The organism is Bosea sp. OAE506 (assembly GCF_040546595.1).
In the GTDB taxonomy this organism is placed as follows: Bacteria; Pseudomonadota; Alphaproteobacteria; order Rhizobiales; family Beijerinckiaceae; genus Allobosea.
Window position 1 is genome coordinate 402,400 of record NZ_JBEPOB010000001.1, and the last position, 20,503, is coordinate 422,902.

Sequence of the window (20,503 nt, forward strand, 5' to 3'; positions counted from 1 at the left end):
GCTTCCCTTGCCGAATCCGGGACCGCCGTCAGTCTTGCGTCGCCAGGAAATAGAAGGCGGTGAGGCCCTCCGCCTCTTCCTGCTAGCCCGGATCGGCCCCTGTCAGGACCAGGCGGCGCAGTTCGTCGGCGACCACGTCATAGACCAAACGGATGCGGCGGCTGGTCTGCAGTTCGCGGTGTGTCACCAGCCAGACCGGTACCGGGATGCTCACCAGTTCTGGCAGTATCGCCTTCAGCCCCGGCATGCGCGCCGCTGCAATATCGAGGACGACGCCGACGCCGATCCCCCTTCGCGTCATCTCCCAGAGCGCCGATGCGCTGTTTGAGACGACGGGGCACTGCTCCGGTGCAAACCGGAAGCCGTGAAGCTCCAGATGCTCGACGAAGCGCTCGACCGGATCGAAGGCCAGGAACGTCGCGTCGCTGAGGTCTGATGCGGCACGCGGCAGGCCATGCCGCTCGATCCAGCCGTCGGAGGCATACAGGCGCGCGGCCAGGTCTCCGATCAGGCGCCCGATCAGTTCGGGCTCGGTGGGGCGGACATGGCGGATGGCGATATCGGCCTCGCGTCGCCTGAGATCGCTGAGCGCATCGGTCGCGATGACGACGATGGTGACCTGCGGCACCTCCCTGCGCAGGCGCTCGACGATGCCGGGCATCACATGCGTCGCGACCGCATCCGTGACCGACAGGCTGACGCGGCCCGACAGGTCCGATGCCTGGCCGGCGGCGCTCAGCGCGAGCGCCTCCGCCGCGGCGGCCATCTGCCGGGCATGCTCCAGCATGCCTGCCCCGCCAGCCGTCAGGACCAGCCTTTTGCCGACCCGCTCGAACAGGGTGACGGCGAGTTGCTCCTCGAGGGCGGCGACCTGCCGCGACAAGGTCGGCTGGCTCAAACCCAGCTTGCGCGATGCCGCGGACAGGGACCCGGCCTCGGCCGTCGCACGGAACGCCCGCACCAGATTCCAATCGATGCCACTCATGCACTGATGAATATCGGATCTTCACAATCAAACAAATCCAAATATCGCGACATATGCGATGAGGGGGACCGATGGAGCCCACCATGCCGACCCCAGGCGAGTCCGAAGACGCTGTTGATGCCCGGTTCTGGAACCGGACGGCACGGGCCTATGCCCGTCACGCGATCAAGGATCTCGCCGGATATGAGCGCAGCCTGGCCTCGACGAGGGATCTCGTCGGCGCTGCGGATCGGGTTCTGGAACTCGGCTGCGGGACCGGCCAAACGGCCCTGAGGCTCGCGCCCTCGATCGGCCATATCACCGGAACGGACGTCTCGAGCGAGATGATTGGCATCGCCAATGAGCGCAGGGCGGCGGCGGCGTGCCCGAACGCGACGTTCATGGTCACGGACGGGCGCAGCCTGGCCTGGCCGGACCAATCGTTCGACGCGGTGCTGGCCTTCAACCTCCTGCACCTGATCAAAAACCGGCCGCGCTGTTTTCAGTCCGTCGAGCGGGCTTTGAAGCCGGGCGGCCTGTTCATCACCAAGACGCCCTGTCTGTCCGAGATGAGCGCCGTCATCCGCCTCGCCATTCCTCTGATGAGGCTTATCGGCAAGGCGCCGTCGCTGTCGTTCTTCACCGCGGATGAACTGGCGAGCGAACTGACCGCGAGTGGCTTCTCGATCATCGATCAAGCGCGCCATGGGTCCGTCCGCACCGATTTTCGCGTGTTCATTGCGGCACGGAAGGCGGCCCCATGAGCGCCCCCTCCGCTGGCCCCGGCGTTCCCGCTTTCGCCTGTCGCTCAAGGCAGGCGGGCTGCGCCCTCGGACGCCGCGTGATGTCGAACCCTGTTGATGACGACCGACGAGGAGCAACCCCGATGAAGACCATGCTGTCGGTGACGACGCTGATCATGTCCCTGGTCGCCACGCCCATCCTGGCCCAGACCTGCGAAGGCAACTTCCGCGTCGAGGGCACGCCGATGCTCACGGCCCTGAATTTCCGGACCTCGCAGACCTTCGCAGGCGTCGACAGGGACAGGGCGATCAACAATCTGCGGAGCGCGATGCTGGCCGAGGGTTTCATCCGCGTCAGCGTCGATCGGTCGGCAGGGGCGCTGACGGCTTTTCAGGAAACCTCCGGGTCCGGCCGTCCCGAGACCCTTCGCGTTTCGGCCCGCAAGGCGGGCAAGGGCACGCGGGTGGATGCGGTCTTCATGATCCAGGCGGGCCAAATCGCCGATGCTGCGACCGTCCGCGGCTATCTTTGCAGGGTCGTCTCAGCGACGCGGGACTGACGCCGTCCGTCCCCGCCCCGCGTGGTGCGTCCGTTCATCCGCATGGCAAAGCCGCGGTGCGCCCGACACGATTCGACCGCGTGCCCCTTGCCTGAACGGCCACTGGCTGCGTCTCAATTCCCTCGTTGCCCCGCGCCGCGCGATCGGCTATCCACCATCCACGGATTGCGCCCGTAGCTCAGCTGGATAGAGCGTTGCCCTCCGAAGGCAAAGGTCACACGTTCGAATCGTGTCGGGCGCGCCACTTCCGTTCAAAACTGCGAACACCTAGATTGCGGGTGGCGCTGCCGGCTATGGCCTGTTCGAGGGTGGCCTTATCCCCGATGATGCGGACGATGTCGTCATCGACTTCGACGCGATCCACGACAGACTGGATGTACGCCTTGCGGAACGGGATGTCGCCGGCGGTGACGTTCTCACGCATGAGGCGACCGAACCGCTCGATAGCTTCCGGCTCGAGGGCGGTTGGCGGAGTGGCTTGCGCTTTGATCCGCTCAAGCGCGACGTTCGCGCGATCGCGCTCAAGTTTGAGGGCGGCAATGCGCTCCTTCAGCAGGTCGTCGAGATCGGTCACGCCATCCTCGACCATCTTGTAGAGGCGCTTCAACCGGTCTTCGGCTTGGCTTGCCTCGGTCTGGAGGGTCGTGATCCGGGTGTCGACCTCCAGCGCGCGCTCGGCGCGCCCTGCCGCCAACCCAGTGAGCATGACCGTGAGCCGATCGGGCTGGAACAAGTGATCGACGAGATGGTCTGTGACGAGCGTGTCGAGCCGGTCCATCCGGATGGCTCTTCCTTTGCAAGCGCTCTTACCCATCCGGCCGTGAACGGAGCATGAGTAATAACGGTGGACCTGCCCCGACTTCGAGGTGCCGGTCCGCAGCGTCATCGCGCCCGAGCAGGTCGCGCATTTCGCGAGGCCGGTCAACAGGATCGGGCCAGTGACGACGCGCGGCGGCGTGGTCATCGGGGCGTTGACCTTCATCCGCGCCTGCACGGCATCGAATTCGTCGCGCGGGATGATGGTCGGCACCTCGACGACGATGTGCTCGCTCGCCGGCTTCTCGGTGAGGGTCTTGGCCTCGCGCTTATTGAAGATCCACTGGCCGATATAGACGGTGTTGATCAGGATTCCATGCACGGTCGCGACGCCGAAACGGGCCCCCTTGCGGGTCCGGTAGCCTCGCTCGTTCAGCCAGCAGGTGACCTGCTTGATGCCAAGCGGTCCGCCGGTCCCATCACCCGAACGATAGAGCTTGAAGATCTGCCGCACGGTCTCCGCTTCGACCGGATCTACAACGAGTTTCTTCTTGGCTCGGTTGCCACGCTTCTCGACTTCGGCGGTGGTGTAGCCGAGCGGAACCGGCGAACCGTTGTAGAAACCCTGACGTGCGTTTTCCTTCATTGCGCGCAGAACGTGCTTTGCGTTCTCCCGGCTCTGGTATTCGTCAAAAAGGGCGATCACCTGGCGCATCATCACCTGCGCCGGATCGTCGCCCAGTTCTTGGGTGATAGAAACGAGTCGCACGCCCGCCTTCGCGAGCTTGCGGATATACATCTCCAGGCCGAAGGAATCGCGAAAGAAGCGACTGAACGAATGTACCAGCACGATGTCGAAGGGTCGATCGTCGTCGGTGGCGCGTTCGATCATCTTCTGGAATTCCGGCCTGGCATCGTCGGTCGCCGAAGCGCCGGGCTCGACATATTCAGCGACGAGATTCCAACCCTTGCCAGCACAAAATTGTAGGATTGTGTTCCTCTGATCTGGTATCGACAGATCAGACTCGGCTTGCCGCCCGGTTGACACCCGAAAGTATCCGCACGCCCGGACAGGCCGGTCTTCCGAGACTGGGCTGTACGTCATCTTGCGCAGATACATGTTCATCACAAATCACCACTCAGAGACGCCCATATCAAAGCACATTACGCCAAAAAATCAATTAGTTGTTTGCGTTCATCGACAGATGGCAAGTCCTGAATGCGCGGCCCCGACAGCAGCGCGCCCGTCCAGATATTGGTCCGGAGCAGGCGTTACCGCGCGGTGGGATCAGCCGCGCTTCGCGCGGCCGTCGCCGAAAACCTGACACATGGCTTCGGCTTCGGCGAACTCCCTGCAGGGCACTGCGGTCATCTTGACCGCCACGGCGTGCATGGACTGACCGATCAGCATCAGCCGGCCGCGGCCCTTGATGATCATGCTGTCGACGCCGTTTGGGCAGCCCTCATCCTGCCAGACGCCCCAAACGATATCGTTCTCGCCGATGATCTCCGCCAGGGCGGCGGCATGGCTTTTGCTGCGCAGGATCAGGTCAGAGTTCGCGTTCGCCAGATCCACGAGGCGTTTCGAGTGCTGCTGATCATTCATGGCGACGTCCTTTCGGTTGGACTGGGAAAAGGGTTGGGCGGGTCATCGGGAGTGGGCTCTCGACGGCGCTGTTTGCTGTACGGAGTTAGGATGTCGTCGAGAAGGTGACCGAGGCGGGTCTCGATCACGTTGAGCTCGGCCTGCGTGACAGGCACCCGTTCAGGCCAATCGTCGACGACGATCGGCTCCGTCTCGCGCTCAGAGCCCATGGCCGCGCTCACGAGATCGGGATGCGAGATGGATCTGACTTCTCGCCTGTTCGCGGCCGGCTTCGATCACGGCTACAGTCGAGAGCTTGAGGTTGGACCGCGATAGGCGCTGACCAAGCCAGGCTCGGCGCTCCCGCGCCGAGAGCTCGACGTCGGTCACCTGTCGATCAAGAGGCCGTTCCGCGAGGACACGGCGATCGATCGCGCTAGTGTCGAGGACCAGAGACGTCTTTTCTCGCGCCCGGCTGGCCGCGACATAGATGTCATGACGATCGAACGCGGGATCGAGGAGGACGAATGCCCGATCGACGGTCAGGCCCTGACTCCCGTAGATCGAATTTGCATACGCCCAGCCGATCCGGGCGCGGCCCTTGTCGTCGGCCAGCGCAGCCGGATCAAAAGTAACGGTGCGGTCGCCTGTGACGGCCTTGATCTGCACTCTGCGCCCACTCGGCGCGGTCAGATCTTTGCACTCGCTTACCGAGGTGACAGTGCCGGTCGAGCCGTTGATGACGCCGAGCTCGTCGTTGCGGACGAGGAACCGGATGCTGTCCCCGATCGCGAGCGTGAGCTGATTCGCGTGACCGGACGGCGTGACCGCCGAGACCTCGATCTCGGGGCCGTGGATCAGCCCCTTTCGCTTGAGTCGGCTGCGAACCTCGCGCGAGATCGCCGCGACCTGCGCATTGGTCTTGGCCAGAAGCAGGGTCGTCGCGTTGGCACCGTCCTCCTGCGCGGCCTCCCACTCGTCGGCGATAGCCGTGATCGCGGCCTTCGCGCCTTTCGTCTCGACGAGCAGTCCCCGCTCGGCGAAGGCCTCGAGCGCGCGGCTGGCCTCGCCGGCGCCGAAATTCCGCACCGCGTCCCTGGCCCAAGCGTCGTGCTGGCGCACGATCGTCTCGACGCGGCCGGCTTCGACGGCGCGGCTGACGAGATCGAGGCCGGATCCGGCGCCGATCGCCTGAAGCTGGCCGCGGTCGCCGACGAGGATGAGCTTGGCCTGAGCCTTCTGAACCTCTGACAGGATCGCATGCATGTCGCGCGAGGAGAGCAAGCCAGCTTCATCGACGATGAGCACCGTTTTCCGGTCGAGAAGCTGGTGTCCTCGACGGCCTTTTTCGATCCAGCTTGCGGTTGCGCGCGCCTCGATGCCGAGGTCGTCCTGCAGCATGCGCGCGATGCGCCAGGCGGAGGCCGCGCCAAGGACCCGGTAGCCCGCTTCCTGATAGGCGGCCACCACCGGCGCGAGCGTCGTGGTCTTTCCGCTTCCCGGCGCCCCCTCGATCATCGCGATCGACTGAGTGCTTGTCGCCGCGATCGCGGCAGCTTGCTGTTCGGGGCTGAGGCCTGCAGCGTTGCATCGTAAGATCAAAGCGTCCCGCCCGATGCCCCTGCCGGTATGGGCGGCGAGGTCGCGCGCGATCGCGACGATCTGCTGCTCGATCGCGACCATCTCCGGGGTCGAGTATTGGGAAAATCCGATCGCATCGCGACCGATCTCGACGATCGCGCCGTCATGCAGCAGACGCTCGACCTCGGGGCGCACGCGCTCGGCCGGAAGTCCGGTGCCGACGAGTGCGGCCGCCACCGCGCGGAAGAGGTCTCGCCGCTCGAAGACGCTGCGGGTTTCGGTCAGCTCGCGGGGAAGGGCCGCGAGCCGCTCTGCCAGCAGCTGGTCTCCGAGCTCAAATTCGGGCTGGCGGCCCTGCTTGCGAAGGTTTTCGGCAAACGACTCGACGATGACGCCTTGGGCGGCAGCGGCCTCGGCCCAGAACTCTTCGCGCGAGAGCATGCCGGGCTCGCTCTTCGCCTCGCGCGTCGCCCTGGCGATCGCGGAGGCGAGCGCGGCGGCCGAACGGCTGGTCGTCTGGTGCTCGGCGAGCTCGTCTTCGATTTCTTTCCGGCGCGCGCTGAAATACCGGATCAGCTCATCGGGGACGCCAGCGATTTCGAAGGTGCCGTTGTACCCGATACGGTCGATGGCGAAGCCAAGCGCTTCCAGCTCATGCGCGAGCGCGGCATGCAATTGGCCACCGGCCGCCATTTTCCAATCCCGCAGAATTTTGGAATGGGTGGCTCCGATGGTCCCGTCCGCGCGCGTGGCGAGATTGAGGACGACGGCATGGGTGTGCAGATTCGGATCGCTGAAGACGCGTCCATCGGCGTGTTCAGCCGGGCGGCTTTCGCCGTGCTGGAACAAGGCAGCCGAGAGTGCGACGGGCTCGAGGATCAGGCCGCCCTTGCCGCGGCGGGCCCAGATCGCCTCGCGTTCCACGAGACCGAGAGCGGCGCGAACCGCGCGTTCCTGCGCGGCTTCGATGGCGGCTTTGAGATCTGGCCCAGCGAAAGCCCAGACCAGCGCAACGGAGCGCGGCGTACTGAAAGTGATGTCGAAAGCCGGCACGCGATCGGCCCGGCCGCACTGCGACAACAGGGTTTGGCCATCGACACCGAAACCGGCGTAGAGACGCTCGAACGCGACGCGCTCGACCTCGGCGCCGTCCTTCAGCCCGAAGTCACCGGCGGGCGCATACCAACGGCCGGCCGGCTCGACGGTGCCGAGATAGTACTCGGCACCGCGGACGTAATAGGAGCTGGCAGCAGCAGGATTCCAGGTTGCGACCAAAATGGCCTCCGATCAAAGGAGGCCTCTCAGTTAGCCGACGGCGCGCCGTCCTGCTTTGGGATTAACTCGCAAGAACGCGGCGCGGAGCATCTGCCACGACGTCATCTCAGGTGACGTCGTGGCAAGGTCGTGAATGACAACGTCCCGATCCGACACCGCCACGATCGTCTTGATCCATCGGGTGGCGCGTCTGTTACGGGTTGACCCAAGGCGCGGGCTCATGGCCAGGGCGGCGATCGGGCCATCCGGTCGCTGGAATATCGAGGATCGCCGGGTTGCCCAAACCGAGGATCATCGCCCGGACGATGGGCTGTCCTTTCTCCATCCGCACGCCGAGTTCGGTCCCCAAGCGATCTTCATCGAGGACGGGAGCAGTTTCGCGAACCTTGTCGCGTCTTTCGGGTCCATCAAATTCGATCGTGCGTTCCTTCAGCCAGCCTGTGACGCGGTCGGCGGTGTCACCGGAATCGAGTTGGTGCACGAGCTTGATGCGGAACCGCGCGAGTAGAACCTGACTCAGATTCTCGCCATAGAGTTCGATGAGATGCGCGATGTCCTGGACTGCGGCGATCGTCACGACGCCGAATTCTCGACCGACATTCAGCAGGTTCGGAAGCCGGCGCAGCCTGCCGCATTCGGGAAGCTCGTCGAGGCAGAGCGCGAGTTTCGTCGTAGGATTGCGCTCTCGTCCAGGACGCAATGACAGCCCGACCAAGCGGTCGATCAGGAATGCATTGAGCTGTTCGGTCAGCTCCGGGAATTCGCTGGATTTCTGCAAAACGAGCACACGCGGCAGATGACGGTCGCCATCGAGCCATCGCCGCAGGCTGAACCTGCGGTCCGCAGGCGCAGCGGCCCACGCCTCGGCCAGCGGATGCACGACGGTCAACGCCGCGATCCACAGCGTGATCAGGATCGACATGGTCGTGCGATTCTCTTCAGGATCCTCGCTCCCGAAAATCAGGCGGCTCGCACTCGCCGCACCGTGGCGGTCGAGAACGGCCTTGATGGTGGCGCCGGGCGCCAGCAGCGCATCCCTGAGCTCGAGCCAGCCCCAGCGGCCGTGCGTGTCGGTCCGCAGCGCCATCACCAGATCTGCCCAAACCGCGCGCGAGCCGTCGCCCCACATCGCTTCGCTCTCGGATCTCGCGACGGCATGGGCTGCGAATTCTCTCGCATGCTGCAGGTTCTGGATATCCTCGGCGATGTCGTGGACCCACGATCGGGCGTCATGGGGAGCCACGAGGATGAAATCGTCGAAGGGAAGCCCGGCCGTCAGATCGCCCTTTATATCGTGGATGAGGACATTATCGCCTCGAGCGATGAGTTGCTCGATCAGCGCGCGCAGCGTTGCCGATTTGCCCGCCCCTTGCGTCCCCAGTGCCATGACATTGTAGCCCTCGACGGACTGCGTCAGCTGGACATGCGGTACCAGCCAGAGGTTATGCTTGAGTGCGCGGCCCGTTTTGGCGATAAACCTGCGCAACGATGCGCGGGCGTCGGCGTCGAAGACCGGTCGCTGACCCTTTAGGGTTTTCGTCTGATCCCGCTTCGGCGTCGCCGACGCTATTGTCAGGAAGCTGAGCGCAGCGGCGCATAGCACCGCTGCCGCGACCGTGCTCAGCTGAAACCGCGCGTGCTGCGACTGCAAGATCAGGCCAATCCTATGGACGCTCCTGCCCGGCCGGCATTCCAGCCCCATCCAATCGGATACGTATAAAAGGCAGCCGTCGGCGGTGAGCAAAGACCCGATGAGCCGAACGACTCGCGTCACGTCCATTTCGACGACCCCAGATTCTCCGATAACCTGCGGAGGACGGATCTCGAACAGCAGCAGTCCAAGGATGAGCACGATCATGGCCGCTGTGGCCGCACCGACAACGGCGGGCCGATACGACCGGATTTCGACAAAAGGGTTCCCAGTAGTCATCGTGATGTCTCCGTGGTGGCTGGACGGCTGTCAGCCGAACGTCAGGCTCAGCAGAAAAGCGAAAAGCAGGATGACACCTCCGAAGCCGACGCCGGAGGCGATACCGGTGAGCCAGATCGACCGTTCGGGCCGGCGCAGGCTCGCCCATCCGGAAGCCGGCGATTGATCCGGCTGCAGGGTATCGGCCAGTCCGCCGAGGAAAGGCCTCTTGTCCCCAGCGGGGGAAATCTCGAGGGTCTTTAGGAAGTCTCCCCACGCGAGCGTGCTGAGAAAGCTCAGCCGGCGCGGATCGAACACCGCCGGATCCCGCTGGAATTCGTCGGCGAGACGCTGAACCAGGTCCAGTTCCCCCTCCCGCCGTTCGGTCGATGCGAGCTTGGCTGCCCGCTCGAAGTCTTCGCGCCGCTCAGCCATGCCCGCCTCCGCGCTTGCTCCAGGGCAGCACCCGGTCGAGTTCCTCGAAAACCGTCGCGGCCCAGCCGGCCACGTCGCCGCGCGCGATCTTCGCCTCGGGCCGCGGCAGGCCCGTAAGGCTCATGACCTTTTCCACCGGCATCTGCGCCACCTGAACGAGGCGGCACCGTGCGGCCTCGAAGGGCCTCCACGAGCCGGCTTCGATCGCCGGCATCCGCAGAACCGTCGCGCGCTCCTTGAGGGGCGTGAGCATCGTAAGATGCACATTGGCAGCGTCCGATGCGGGGTGGAGCTGGTCGAACGATCCGTCCCGCTCGTTCTCGACGAGCACGAGCTCCGCCTGCGGGATCCGGTCGAGCAGCAGGGTGGCCGTCTGGGCGGCCTGGCGCATGCCCTCGGCTTCGGCCACGTAAGGCACGATCAGCGTGGTCGTGATCTTCCAGTGGGCCAGGTCCTCAGCCAGGTCGACCAGGCCGGCCCAATGCGCGAAGCGGAAGGCCTGATTGGCGCCGGTGTCGATCAGCACGCTGGCGCCGCGTCCCGCCGCCTTTTCGATCAGGGTGTAGAGCGGCGTGAACGACCGGGCCTCGGCGGCGGGATCGCGCCGAGCGTCCTTCGCGACGGGCGCGATCGTCATGACGTTGCGTCCCAACGCATGAGCGAGCCGCTGCTGCACATCCACCTGCGCGACGCCGAGCGGGTAATTGTGGAGATAGGCGTGATCGGCGATCGCGAGCGCGGCCAGACTCTTGCCCTGGCCGCCTTTCTCGTTTGCGACGATCGTGAGGTGCGACGATGCTGTATCGCCGATGAGTTCGTGTTTCGAGCGGGTCATTTCGATCCTTTCTGTCGGGTCAAGCTGACGTCGACAGAAAGGATCGTGGCAGGGGTAGAACGTTGGAGCTTTGGAATTAACTCACGGAATCATCGGCTCGATCGTCTCGGTCGCGCCGGTCTCGAGGATGCGCGCGATCGTCCTGTTCCAGAAGCTCAGATCGTGGCAATTCAGCGCCGCATCCGCGAGGTACCAATCGCATCCGTCGGCCTCGGTCTCCGGCCGGCCCGATCCGTGAAGCTGGCTGATGAAAACCTGCAGCGACTGGATCAGGATCGCCGCCTGTCCCCGCGTCAGTGCGATGGCCTGTCCCTTTCTCAAGAGCCCGATCAACCGCCCAACCTCGCAAGCTTCGCGCATCGTCTCCATATTCCGGTTCACCTCGATGGGATTGAGATTCCCATCGATGGCAAGACGCATCAGTGTGGGAGCCGACTGCCGCGTCACGGTGCCATTAGTGACATCGAGACCATCGGCGAACTCCACGGGCCTGCCAGCGCGGACCGATGCCGACCAGCGCGCCATAGCGCCTTCATGCGCCTGCGCGCGCAGCTCATGATCGGCAAGATCTCGGACCTGATCGACGTGTTCCCGTTCGAGTGTTGCAGCGGTTTCCTCCAAGGCGGTAGGGTCATCATTAAAAGGTCCGATCCGATCGGCGATGCGGCCTTCCTCGGCCTTTGTGACGTCATTGGCTCGCTCGACGCCAAAAAACGTCAGCGCCAGTCGACGCCCACGATCGATCAAGCCGTCAAATCTGCGCATCTTGCCGGTCCCGTCAGGATCGTTCCCGCCCCGCCAGACAGCATTCTCAACGCGTTCTCTGGCGCGCTTCCCTGCGTCAGCAGCTGCGGCCCTGTTCTTTTCCGCGCTGCGGGCGAGCTCGATTGCAGTTTGAGCGGACACGATACGAAAAGTGTGGGCCGCCAGTGCCGTTTTGGCACTCTTCAGCCGCTCGGTGTCGTGGGGGCGATGCGCTCGATTTTCATCGCGCATCTCCACCTCGATCGGATTGATCACGATCGGCCGCCCTTGCATGAACGCCTGACGATGATCGTGATGAAGAAATGGCAGCAAATCAGGCACAACAGCCGCCGGCACCGCCACGGCAAGAATTGCTCCTACCGGCTGCGAACGCCCGAGCGCGGGTAACTCGGCCCAACCAGCTGAGTCCATAAGGTCAGGATCGAAAATTGCGAACGGGCGTCCGACAGCGCCGAGTTGCTCAAGCCGATCTCGGATCTCATTCACGACGTGATCGGCAGTATTTTTCGGTTGATTGCGCTTGACCATGATGACCTCAGACTCCGGAGGGCAAAGGAAGGAGCGGCCGGCGGCAGTCTCCGCAGGCCAATCGAACACCGGGCTTGGCCCAAGCGTTCAGCCCGCAGCCAGCGCAGCTGTAGCGGGACTTGCTAGCGGCTTTTTTGGCCCGCATCGCCTCGGTCGCATCGCCGCCCCTCTGGACATAGGCAACGAAGACACCCGATCGCAGCAACTCTTCGCAGGCGGAATCGAAAAGCCCGCCGGGCTCGACGAAGTGGGTGACCCGACGCCCCGTATGTCGTCCTCCGGGCTTGCCGGTATGCGAGGCGATCAGCCCGAGCTCACCCATCTTCGCCGCCCATTCGCGGTTGTGATAGCCGACCGTCGACGGCGTTCCGAAACGGTGCTGCCAGAGGTGGACCATTTCATGGACGAGCGTCGAGAGGATTGCCCGGTCGTCTCTGGCGGCGAACATGGCGGGATTGAGTGCGATTTCGTCAATGATTTCGGCCTGATCGCGCGATCCAAAGCGGTTCCCGTGAAAAAATCCGCGGGCGCCCTTCTTGCGCTGCATCGTGATCAGGCAGTTCGGAAGCGAGCCGGTGAAGAGCCGATCATTGAAAAAACGATACGCAACAACGAAATGCCCATACGCGAGAATTGTTGGATCATGCTCGGACGCGTTGCCAGAGTTTGCATCGTACGATGCGCTGTTGGTCGTCATCATATCGCCGGAGACGCGCTGGATCGCGCAGGACCGCAGATTTTCCGGTTTGTGGATGTCCATGATGGTGATGCCGTAGTTTTCGGGTTGGATCGTCATGCCACCATCGTGGCAAAGTGGACGCCGCCAAGCTTTGGAATTAACTCTCGACGTTCCCATCGACGCTCGAAAAAGCCATCTTCGTCGCAACATGGTTCGTCAGTTTCTAGACGGCATGCCTTATGCCCCGGACGTGCCCGCCGCATATTCAATGGCGACCGGATGGCCAGCAGCTCGCTCTTGCCGTCGCGGCGAAGTACGCTGTTTGGCGGACTTTCTCGCGCTATGCGGCACAATGCTCAGCCCCCGCCGATATGGCCGGGGCTGAGCATCAGGCTATCATTCAACGCAGCGCTTCGAACGCATTAGGACATGCGATTCGAGCAGAATGGTCTCGGCGGTCATGAGAAAGCCGAGGACGTCGCGGGCCCAGTTCCTTCCAGTCGTCTCGATCAGCGTTTCGAGCCCGTCTGGCCCGACGCGCAGCAGTCGAGCGTTCTGCTCATAGGGCCGGACGAAACTGTCCGCATACCAACGCGCCTGCGCCCAGGATGCGTCGCGGGCCACGATCAGCGCGCCGACGGGCAGCGCCACTTCCGTGCGCTTCTGCAGCTGGTCGCCGCTAAACGCGAAGCCATCCGTGCCGTTCGGATCGATCGCGGTCAGGCGCCGGCGCCAGAACTGGAGAGTTGTCTCGGCGCCACGGCGGCGGGACGGAGACATGCGCGCGATCTCGCTTTCCGCGCGTTGATGGTGGGAAAGCACGAATTCGTCGATTTCGGGGATCGTGACCTTGACGGTCACGGGTTGCACGTTCGTGTTCATGATGATTCGGTCCGTCATTGGTGGGAATTTTCGCGGCCGCAAAGCCGTCGCCGCTTGAGCGGCCTGCGGCGCGAGATCCGCGTGCGCATGCCCGAGGTATCCGGGTGGGCGGCTACGGCGGCACCCCACTGACTGCAACGGACGAGCACCTGCGCCCGGTCGGCCGACCGAGCGCACAGCCTGCCAAAGACAAGGCAAGCCGGGGCCAGAACGCCGCAGGCGGAAAAGCAACGGATACGGAGGGATGATCGGCGCGCGGCATAGCGGCCTCCCTAGGGAGGTTTCCGCTGCCGCCATGGAGCCCCGCCGGGCTCAAACGAGTGCCAGTGGCTCTCGACTCACAGTGCAGTCACGACCGGGTTGGTTTCCGGTCGCTGGTCTGGCCCGCGACGACCATTGTTGGCCGTTAGTTCCGGGGTTGCGATGCGGCTCCCGGCGCCGCCACGAACCCAGCGTCGAAGACGCCAGCATTCGAGTTGATGTTGCCTAAAGCACGGTCAGACGAGACAAGAATGATCTGGGTCGTCGGTCGCGTCAAGGGCTAACTATGACATGATTTCCTAGTGGTTAACGCAACCTTAAATCGAACGGAAATAAATCTATTATACAACCATCGTCGGCGCGTTGTACGCCTATCGTCGCCGAATACCTTGGAGATCTTTGCCGCCCCCCGATATCTCTATCCGGCTCCACCGCGGGACCTCGGTATTGGTGGTGGCGTCTTCATCTGGGACGTGTCGCGCGACACGATCCGGGCGGAGTGAGAGGGCGGCGCTGCGCTTCGTGACGGGTTTCAGGTCGAGAGAGGTTCCCGGCCGTCCGTCGCGGAGATCATCAAGATGGCTGCGAAGAAGATCACCCTGTCGCCCTCGCGCGACATCCCCTTCGACAAGCTCGTGCTGGCGAATGCCGAACGCTATGGCACCACTGCGGTGCTGCGCAAATCCGAGAAGGGGGGTATCCCTCTTGCCCGGCCCGGGGGCGCAAACGGCGCGGCCAGTGAACGTCACAGCCGGTTCTCCAACGCGTGCCGAGACTTGGCCGTATCTCCCCGATCCCGCCGTCGAGCGCTCCGAAGCGGCCTCTTCAATTGCCTGATCTGGCCGAAGGCCGGCTGACGCCTCGATCGCCTCAGGCGCAACAGCGGCGTCTAAACTTTCTTCCCCTGCCGGCTACGCCGTCATTCCTCGCGAGACAAGAAACTTCCTCCTCTGCTGTCTTCGCCCCTGCGGGGGTGCGCCGGCGCTCGCCTTCGGCCAACCGATCGCCATCGAGGCCGCGACGGTGCGGCTCGAAGCAAAGATCGAGGAGAAACAACATGGCCACCATCGGCACCTTCAAGAAGACCGCCACCAACGAGTTCACCGGCGACATCGTCACCCTCAGTGTCCAGGCAAAGGGCGTCCGCATCGTCCCCGAACCGCGCAGCACAGGCGAGAACGCCCCCAGCCACCGCGTCTTCGTCGGACGCGCCGAGATCGGCGCCGCCTGGTCCAAGCGCTCCAACGAGGGCCGCGACTATCTCGGCCTGAAACTGGACGATCCGAGCTTCACCGGCCCGATCTACGCCAACCTCTTCGACGACGAGGACGAGAGCTACAGCCTGATCTGGTCCCGCCCCGCCCGTCGCAACGGCGAATGAGGCAACAGACGATGCCCTGCCCCGACGACACCGGGCGGGGCTTCGACATGGTTGCCGCAAACGAGCCGGCCGCAGATGCGCGCCCGGCTCGGGTTATTCCTCCCGCCTGAGGCGCGCGGCTCGTCTCATGTAGGCGAGCAGCGCATTGCCATCCGACTGCGCGTCAAGCTTCTCTGCAGCCGCTTCGCACACCGGCTGTTCAGTTAAAGCAGTAGCGGCGGCATCGGCTTGCTTGCCAGGCTTCCGCTGGCGTCCAACAGGCGCGAGCCTGGAATTCTTGCGCGGCGCGGGCGATCTGGCCGTCCTTTTCGAGGCTTCGGGCGAAATCGCACCGCGTGCTGGCGTATCGTCGGCCGCTTGGCGCTCCGCATACTGCTTTCGCCATACAAGCGACTGGACATGCGCCCGAGCCAGTGGCCTCCCATCGCCTCGGGCCGCTCCCGCCCGGAACAGCAAAGCGACGATGTCGCTCCATTCCAGGCCGCGGCGGCGGGCCTGCTCGAACCAGTCAAGATGAACGTCGATTACCCTGGCCAGTTTCAAGCGCTCCCCGGACGGCCCCTGCATATCGGCCGCGATAGCCTTTGCACCCTTTAGCAGATCCGCGTCGTTGATGCTCGATCGGTTCGCCATTCGCCTGCCTTAAGAACCCAGCCGATTCCTTTAGCCTATAACTCGTAAGATGCTCGCATACCTCAAATCAGATCGCATCAAAACAACTCATTCCAAATCAGAACAAATCAATTTAAATTAGCCACACCTGTGCATCCGTCGCGCTCAAGCGCGACGCGCGGACGCAGAACTCAATCAGTCCATCGGACAATTCATGCCCGCTGTTCGGCAACGCACGGATCAGACTTCACCGCCACAGCATCGAACTCCTCCTCCCGCTGGTCGTGTCCCATAGGATGGTGTAACTGAGAGTGGTCATGCGCGATTGCCGGTTGGGTTTGGTTGCGAGATCCAACCCTGAACCGAGAGATCCCCAAGGACCGACGATATGATCGACCTGCGCGGGCTGCTGGAAAAGAGCCTTGACGCTGACTTTCTGCGCGAGATGATCGCTTTGCTGCCCAGCGCCTGATGAAGCTGGAGGTCGGCGGCCTGACCGGCGCCGGCTTCGGCGAGAAAAGCCCGGAGCGTCTGGCGCAGCGCCACGGCTATCGCGACCGGGACTGGGAGACGCGCGCCGGCTCGGTTGAGCTGCGTATCCAAGCTGCGGAAGGGCAGCCACTTCCCAGGCTTCCTCAAGCTGCGTCGCATGGCCTAGAAGGCACTCACCGCCGTGATTCAAGAAGCCTGCATCCAGGCATCTCGACCCGTTCGGTCGACGACCTGGTCAAGGCAATGGGGATGAGCGGCATCTCTAAGAGCCAGGTCAGCAGTCTCTGCGAGGCGATGGACGAACGGGTGCAGGCTTTCCTCGATCGTCCCATCGAGGGCGACTGGCCCTCTCTCTGGATCGACTCGACCTATGTGAAGGTGCGCCAGGCCGGCCGGATCGTCTCGGTCGCGTTGATCCTGACCGTCGGCGTCAACAGCTGCGGAAAGCGCAAGGTGCTGGGCATGGATATCGGCCTCTCCGAGGCCGAGACCTTTTGGACGGCCTTCCTGCGCAAGCTGGCGCGGCGCGGCCTTGGCTGTGTCAAGCTTGTCGTCTCCGACGGCCATGAGGGTATCAAGGCGCTCGTTTCGAAGGTGCTGACCGCGACCTGGCAGCGCTGCCGGGTTCAATTCATGCGCAATGCCCTGGCTCATGCCGGCGGGAGCGGACGCCGTGTCGTCTCGGCCTCATCGCCACCACCTTCGCCCAGAACGATGCCGCAGCGGCCAGCCAGCAATGGCGCAGGGTCGCCGATCAGCTCCGACCGGCGGTTCCCAAGCTCGCCGCCCTGATGGATACAGCCGAGACCGATGTGCTCGCCTAAATAGCCTTTGGCACAGCATCGCGCCAGCTCCGCTCACCAACCCGCTGGAGCGCCTCAACCGCGAGATCAAGCGCCGGACCGAGGTCGTCGACATCTTCCCCAACGAGGCTGCCGTCACCCGCCTCGTCGGCGCGATCCTCCTCGAACAGAGCGATGAATGGGCTGTCCAGCGCGCCCGCTGAATTACGCTGGAAAGCATCGCGCCGATCAGCGATGATCCTATCGTCAGCATGCCAGCCGTGTTGGTCTGACCAGCCCGGTCAACGCTGGCATCGTTGTGGCACTCGGAAGCTACACCACCATCAGGGCCACAACCCTGAACTCCCCCATGCAACCACGGGTGCCCCAGCTGCTCAACCCTTTCGGGACGGGCTCTAAGTCGATTCAGACGTTTCGAATTTGGTAGCTGTCAGGACTGGAGAGGGCCGTGGGGCTGCAGCAGGCTCAGCCTAGCGTAGCTTCACAACGCAGCCGGCTTTAAGCCTGTGGTTCGCCAGATCGTCGACATTCAGGCGCCGTTGAAGTTCGATTGTCACGCCGCTCTTGATGCCCAGGATGGCGTTCGGGCGTCCTTTCGGCCTCCGTTGGACTCGCCGCTGCGACGGCGAACACCTGAACAGTGGGCGGCGTCCGGATAGTCACTACGAACTGGAATCCGCTCGACACAGGCACCTCATTAGTTCACGGCGTCTCTATCGACCAACGGGTCAACGGATCGTTCACGTCGATTTACGGAACCACTGCGCACAGAGCGGTCGTGGCGGCAAAGGTTGATCTAGATCAAACTCAGCGCGAGGGAATGAGGCCAAAGCGTGCGGCCCCAATTGGATCCTATACAGTGAACTATCTCCTCGCCATTCGTTCGACCGAAGATCACACAGCCGCAATCGAGCGACTATTTGTGCTTCTACCCTGTCTGCCCGGCAGCGAGGCGGATTCGGAGGCGCGACTCCTGCAACTCGCCGTTGCCCGATACGAGCGCGATGCCGCGCGCGCCGCTGCGCTTAAGCAGCGCGGCAAGCTCAACTGAAGTCATCCACCGCCACTTGGCGCGTGCCGCCCGCAGAGCAGACGCGGCACCATGCCCATTGCAGATTAGGCGTTCCTCTAGGACACTCCCCTGAGGAAGGAGCGCTGCATGCCGCTACTGTTGGAAAGCGTCGAAAGCCGCCACATTGCCCTAGCGCGCGCCAAAGAATTGACGAAGCGGCGCGAGGAGTTAACGAACGAGATTGCCGAGATCATGGAGGCGGTCGCCGCGTTCGACCGGAATTATCCTACCGGAGCTAAACAGCCGCTACTAAAGCCCGGCCGCGCGAAGCAGGGCTAGCGCAGCCACCGCCATGTATTCAGCCCCGGCCGCATCCCACCCATGGCATAGGCCATAGTCCGTCCGTGCCTGCCGGTGAGGCTGCAGCGGCGCCGCGCGCCACCTTCGGCAGCTAAAGGGGGCTGCAGTGTCCAATCGCTATGAAGGCTCCGCGAAGGAGAGTGCTGTCCTCCAAGCTCAAAGTGAAATCGCCAAATCTTGTCCGAGTGAAAACGGGGGGCTGTGACTGTTGAAGGAGAAAATTGCTATCATATTGTGACAGACGAGCAGATACTACCGAAATTACTGACAGATTCGTCTGTCGAAGCATTATAGCCAACGCGAGTTACCGGCCGCGATGCCGCGATTCTGAGCTTGTCAGATTGGTTTGGGCGCCTGGAGATGTATTTGTCTTGTTGAAATACGACCGTCTTCCATCGCTTCGCAGCCCTATCGGACTTAAACCCGGCGGCCTGATCTACTACACATAGCCATTGCTGCGGCCCGCCCTGCGCCTGAGCCCCACCAGCCCGAAGCCCCAAACGAGGCGCCGGCAGCGACCTTCGCCTTCGGCTGGCATGCCGCGCCAACAGCCCCGGTCCCGCTGCAGAAGCCGCACAGCGGCGCCGCAGCCGTGACCCTGCGTCACCCGGCCGCAGCAGCTACCATAGACCGCAACCCTGCGGCGGCGTAGGGGGGGCGGGCCTCAACCGGACATGCTCACAATGATTTCCGCGCATACTCCCTTTGCGATCACCAGCGAACAGCAAAAGATCGAGGCACTGGAGCATATCGAGCGCCTTTTGCGGCGCCTGTCTGAGACAGCGCAGGAGATAGAAGCGCTGATCACCGCTGTTCGCGTCTACGAGGGCCTTCCTCCGGCCGAGGTCGGTTAATCACCGGCGTGCTGCGTGCTGCTTAATGAGGCATTAACGCGATCCCTTGCCTGCGTGCGGTGCCCGTTACTAGGTAGAAAGAAAACCAGCGTCGCATGCTTGAGCAATGACGCTTGGTCATATAGGTCGCCCTCCTCGAATTGAGGGCTATCATGAACCACTTGTTCCCGACCCGACTCGATCTACGTATTTTCGCCGTGTGCTTCGTCGGCGTGCACGTCCCATTGTTGGCGTATGTCGCTTTCCATTTCGACGATATGAAGATCGACGTGGCTTTGCCGCTGCTGCTAGCAACGCTTGCCGGGACGGCTGGCACGCTTGCTGCGATCAACCATTTGCTGAGCCCTTTGAAAGCTGCAACCGCCGCGCTTCACGCCTATGCCGCCGACCGCGCAATCGCAGATTTGCCCTCCGCTGGGCGGGACCTGATTGGCGACCTTTGCGCCTCAATAAGCGTCGTAAGGGAGCGCAGCGAGGATCAGATTGCGCGACTGCATGCCGTCGCAACCAGCGATCCCCTAACCGGCCTGCCCAATCGCCGCGCCTTCACTGAATTTGTCGCCGACGCTGTTCGGACTCAGCCCTGCGCTGTTGCCATCGTGGACATCGACCACTTCAAATCGGTGAACGACACGCTCGGGCATGACGCTGGCGATACGGTGCTGCAGTTAGTTGCAAACCGCATCCAACAGGGCGTGAGGACCGGCGATTTCGTGGCGCGACTTGGTGGAGAGGAGTTTGCAATCCTCCTGCCGGGTGCGTCTCCCGATGCTGCTTTGCAGATTGTGGACAGGATTAGGTCGGACTTGGCGGCCACGTCACCGCTAACAATTCGCAATCGCCCGGTGACGTTCAGTGCTGGCCTCACCACGTTCTCGGCTGACGATCCATCAATCGATGTAGTCCTGAAGCGCGCCGACGTGGCGTTGTATGAGGCTAAGCACGCCGGGCGGAACCGCGTTTCCGTTGCTCTGGCAGCCTGATTCAGCCGCCCGGGCAGGAGTGGCGCTGGACGGTGTGCTTGGCATTGAACGCCCTGAACGCCTGCGGAAATGCCAAGGAACGCGGTTGCCCAATACTCAATGAATGCGCCGCAGCAGCGGCTGCAGCGATTCGTTACCGGCCAACTCATGCTCGATGCTGGGCCCGCAATGTGCCCTCAACGGCATGCGAGCTTGAGCGCGGCGACGAATAGTGGCCAGTGCCGTTGGTGCCCTTACAATTGATGGCA

21 protein-coding genes and 1 tRNA gene are annotated in these 20,503 nt (G+C 63.3%); 11 read left to right on the forward strand and 11 right to left on the reverse strand.

The features are described 5' to 3' along the window. Positions 1 to 82: 82 nt before the first annotated feature. Positions 83 to 985 (reverse strand): LysR family transcriptional regulator, encoded by a 903-nt coding sequence (locus ABIE41_RS02025; RefSeq protein ID WP_192643172.1) that lies wholly within the window; start codon positions 983 to 985, stop codon positions 83 to 85. 71 nt (positions 986 to 1,056) lie between these two features. Between ABIE41_RS02025 and ABIE41_RS02030 the strand changes: the two genes are divergently transcribed. The 3 genes from ABIE41_RS02030 to ABIE41_RS02040 all read left to right on the forward strand — a co-directional run bounded on the left by ABIE41_RS02030 (position 1,057) and on the right by ABIE41_RS02040 (position 2,511). After that, positions 1,057 to 1,728: a class I SAM-dependent methyltransferase gene (locus ABIE41_RS02030; protein WP_354191653.1), complete on the forward strand. Its 672-nt coding sequence runs from the start codon at positions 1,057 to 1,059 to the stop codon at positions 1,726 to 1,728. A 122-nt stretch (positions 1,729 to 1,850) separates the two neighbouring features. After that, complete coding sequence (locus ABIE41_RS02035; protein WP_192643173.1) at positions 1,851 to 2,267, forward strand: hypothetical protein; 417 nt, start codon at positions 1,851 to 1,853, stop codon at positions 2,265 to 2,267. A 167-nt stretch (positions 2,268 to 2,434) separates the two neighbouring features. Then, positions 2,435 to 2,511 (forward strand) — tRNA-Arg (locus ABIE41_RS02040). Here the strand turns inward: ABIE41_RS02040 and ABIE41_RS02045 are convergent. The 9 genes from ABIE41_RS02045 to ABIE41_RS02085 all read right to left on the reverse strand — a co-directional run bounded on the left by ABIE41_RS02045 (position 2,482) and on the right by ABIE41_RS02085 (position 13,497). Next, entirely contained in the window at positions 2,482 to 4,149 is a 1,668-nt protein-coding gene (locus tag ABIE41_RS02045; protein WP_192643174.1) for a recombinase family protein, read from the reverse strand. The two genes, ABIE41_RS02040 and ABIE41_RS02045, sit on opposite strands and share 30 nt — an antisense overlap. Before the next feature lie 162 nt (positions 4,150 to 4,311). Then, entirely contained in the window at positions 4,312 to 4,629 is a 318-nt protein-coding gene (locus ABIE41_RS02050) for a hypothetical protein (protein ID WP_192643175.1), read from the reverse strand. A 198-nt stretch (positions 4,630 to 4,827) separates the two neighbouring features. After that, on the reverse strand, positions 4,828 to 7,464 hold the full coding sequence (gene mobF / locus ABIE41_RS02055) for a MobF family relaxase (RefSeq protein ID WP_192643176.1): 2,637 nt from the start codon (positions 7,462 to 7,464) through the stop codon (positions 4,828 to 4,830). A gap of 193 nt (positions 7,465 to 7,657) precedes the next feature. Continuing rightward, entirely contained in the window at positions 7,658 to 9,322 is a 1,665-nt protein-coding gene (locus ABIE41_RS02060) for a type IV secretion system DNA-binding domain-containing protein (RefSeq protein WP_192643177.1), read from the reverse strand. A 102-nt stretch (positions 9,323 to 9,424) separates the two neighbouring features. Then, positions 9,425 to 9,808 (reverse strand): hypothetical protein, encoded by a 384-nt coding sequence (locus ABIE41_RS02065; protein WP_192643178.1) that lies wholly within the window; start codon positions 9,806 to 9,808, stop codon positions 9,425 to 9,427. After that, positions 9,801 to 10,643, reverse strand: coding sequence for a P-loop NTPase family protein (locus ABIE41_RS02070; RefSeq protein WP_192643179.1), 843 nt, complete (start codon positions 10,641 to 10,643; stop codon positions 9,801 to 9,803). Before ABIE41_RS02070 ends, ABIE41_RS02065 begins: the two co-directional genes overlap by 8 nt. An 81-nt stretch (positions 10,644 to 10,724) precedes the next feature. Beyond that, positions 10,725 to 11,936 carry a hypothetical protein gene (locus ABIE41_RS02075; RefSeq protein WP_192643180.1) on the reverse strand — a complete coding sequence of 404 codons (1,212 nt, stop codon included), beginning with the start codon at positions 11,934 to 11,936 and terminating at the stop codon, positions 10,725 to 10,727. Positions 11,937 to 11,943: 7 nt separating this feature from the next. After that, positions 11,944 to 12,732 carry a SprT-like domain-containing protein gene (locus ABIE41_RS02080; RefSeq protein ID WP_354191658.1) on the reverse strand — a complete coding sequence of 263 codons (789 nt, stop codon included), beginning with the start codon at positions 12,730 to 12,732 and terminating at the stop codon, positions 11,944 to 11,946. 279 nt (positions 12,733 to 13,011) lie between these two features. Next, positions 13,012 to 13,497 carry a hypothetical protein gene (locus tag ABIE41_RS02085; protein ID WP_192643181.1) on the reverse strand — a complete coding sequence of 162 codons (486 nt, stop codon included), beginning with the start codon at positions 13,495 to 13,497 and terminating at the stop codon, positions 13,012 to 13,014. An 839-nt stretch (positions 13,498 to 14,336) separates the two neighbouring features. On the opposite strand from ABIE41_RS02085, the gene ABIE41_RS02090 reads away from it, so the two are divergent. Beyond that, positions 14,337 to 14,615 (forward strand): hypothetical protein, encoded by a 279-nt coding sequence (locus ABIE41_RS02090; protein ID WP_192643182.1) that lies wholly within the window; start codon positions 14,337 to 14,339, stop codon positions 14,613 to 14,615. A 200-nt stretch (positions 14,616 to 14,815) separates the two neighbouring features. Further along, positions 14,816 to 15,139, forward strand: a complete 324-nt coding sequence (locus ABIE41_RS02095) for a DUF736 domain-containing protein (RefSeq protein WP_192643183.1) — start codon at positions 14,816 to 14,818, stop codon at positions 15,137 to 15,139. A gap of 93 nt (positions 15,140 to 15,232) precedes the next feature. Here ABIE41_RS02095 and ABIE41_RS02100 read toward each other — a convergent pair whose 3' ends face one another. Next, complete coding sequence (locus ABIE41_RS02100) at positions 15,233 to 15,772, reverse strand: hypothetical protein (protein ID WP_192643184.1); 540 nt, start codon at positions 15,770 to 15,772, stop codon at positions 15,233 to 15,235. Between the two features lie 450 nt (positions 15,773 to 16,222). On the opposite strand from ABIE41_RS02100, the gene ABIE41_RS02105 reads away from it, so the two are divergent. The 6 genes from ABIE41_RS02105 to ABIE41_RS02130 all read left to right on the forward strand — a co-directional run bounded on the left by ABIE41_RS02105 (position 16,223) and on the right by ABIE41_RS02130 (position 20,255). Further along, positions 16,223 to 17,035, forward strand: a complete 813-nt coding sequence (locus tag ABIE41_RS02105; RefSeq protein ID WP_354191662.1) for an IS256 family transposase — start codon at positions 16,223 to 16,225, stop codon at positions 17,033 to 17,035. Continuing rightward, positions 16,980 to 17,249 (forward strand): transposase, encoded by a 270-nt coding sequence (locus ABIE41_RS02110; RefSeq protein ID WP_354191664.1) that lies wholly within the window; start codon positions 16,980 to 16,982, stop codon positions 17,247 to 17,249. Before ABIE41_RS02105 ends, ABIE41_RS02110 begins: the two co-directional genes overlap by 56 nt. Positions 17,250 to 17,905: 656 nt before the next feature. Beyond that, a complete protein-coding gene (locus ABIE41_RS02115; protein ID WP_192643185.1) occupies positions 17,906 to 18,097 on the forward strand; it encodes a hypothetical protein in 192 nt (63 codons plus the stop codon). A 108-nt stretch (positions 18,098 to 18,205) separates the two neighbouring features. After that, on the forward strand, positions 18,206 to 18,397 hold the full coding sequence (locus ABIE41_RS02120) for a hypothetical protein (RefSeq protein ID WP_192643186.1): 192 nt from the start codon (positions 18,206 to 18,208) through the stop codon (positions 18,395 to 18,397). A 704-nt stretch (positions 18,398 to 19,101) separates the two neighbouring features. Further along, the gene (locus tag ABIE41_RS02125; protein WP_192643187.1) at positions 19,102 to 19,272 is read left to right on the forward strand and encodes a hypothetical protein; all 171 of its coding nucleotides are present in this window, start codon (positions 19,102 to 19,104) and stop codon (positions 19,270 to 19,272) included. 152 nt (positions 19,273 to 19,424) lie between these two features. Next, complete coding sequence (locus tag ABIE41_RS02130) at positions 19,425 to 20,255, forward strand: GGDEF domain-containing protein (RefSeq protein WP_192643188.1); 831 nt, start codon at positions 19,425 to 19,427, stop codon at positions 20,253 to 20,255. Positions 20,256 to 20,503: the final 248 nt, after the last annotated feature.

Coding starts and splice junctions, on each gene's coding strand:
- ABIE41_RS02070 (WP_192643179.1), bottom strand. CDS start 10,643: ATGACCCGCTCGAAACACGAACTCATCGGCGATACAGCATCGTCGCAC.
- ABIE41_RS02125 (WP_192643187.1), top strand. CDS start 19,102: ATGATTTCCGCGCATACTCCCTTTGCGATCACCAGCGAACAGCAAAAG.
- ABIE41_RS02120 (WP_192643186.1), top strand. CDS start 18,206: ATGCCGCTACTGTTGGAAAGCGTCGAAAGCCGCCACATTGCCCTAGCG.
- ABIE41_RS02035 (WP_192643173.1), top strand. CDS start 1,851: ATGAAGACCATGCTGTCGGTGACGACGCTGATCATGTCCCTGGTCGCC.
- ABIE41_RS02065 (WP_192643178.1), bottom strand. CDS start 9,808: ATGGCTGAGCGGCGCGAAGACTTCGAGCGGGCAGCCAAGCTCGCATCG.
- ABIE41_RS02110 (WP_354191664.1), top strand. CDS start 16,980: ATGGCGCAGGGTCGCCGATCAGCTCCGACCGGCGGTTCCCAAGCTCGC.
- ABIE41_RS02050 (WP_192643175.1), bottom strand. CDS start 4,629: ATGAATGATCAGCAGCACTCGAAACGCCTCGTGGATCTGGCGAACGCG.
- ABIE41_RS02060 (WP_192643177.1), bottom strand. CDS start 9,322: ATGATCGTGCTCATCCTTGGACTGCTGCTGTTCGAGATCCGTCCTCCG.
- ABIE41_RS02025 (WP_192643172.1), bottom strand. CDS start 985: ATGAGTGGCATCGATTGGAATCTGGTGCGGGCGTTCCGTGCGACGGCC.
- ABIE41_RS02045 (WP_192643174.1), bottom strand. CDS start 4,149: ATGAACATGTATCTGCGCAAGATGACGTACAGCCCAGTCTCGGAAGAC.
- ABIE41_RS02030 (WP_354191653.1), top strand. CDS start 1,057: ATGGAGCCCACCATGCCGACCCCAGGCGAGTCCGAAGACGCTGTTGAT.
- ABIE41_RS02075 (WP_192643180.1), bottom strand. CDS start 11,936: ATGGTCAAGCGCAATCAACCGAAAAATACTGCCGATCACGTCGTGAAT.
- ABIE41_RS02085 (WP_192643181.1), bottom strand. CDS start 13,497: ATGAACACGAACGTGCAACCCGTGACCGTCAAGGTCACGATCCCCGAA.
- ABIE41_RS02100 (WP_192643184.1), bottom strand. CDS start 15,772: ATGGCGAACCGATCGAGCATCAACGACGCGGATCTGCTAAAGGGTGCA.
- ABIE41_RS02095 (WP_192643183.1), top strand. CDS start 14,816: ATGGCCACCATCGGCACCTTCAAGAAGACCGCCACCAACGAGTTCACC.
- ABIE41_RS02105 (WP_354191662.1), top strand. CDS start 16,223: ATGAAGCTGGAGGTCGGCGGCCTGACCGGCGCCGGCTTCGGCGAGAAA.
- ABIE41_RS02090 (WP_192643182.1), top strand. CDS start 14,337: ATGGCTGCGAAGAAGATCACCCTGTCGCCCTCGCGCGACATCCCCTTC.
- ABIE41_RS02080 (WP_354191658.1), bottom strand. CDS start 12,732: ATGACGATCCAACCCGAAAACTACGGCATCACCATCATGGACATCCAC.
- ABIE41_RS02130 (WP_192643188.1), top strand. CDS start 19,425: ATGAACCACTTGTTCCCGACCCGACTCGATCTACGTATTTTCGCCGTG.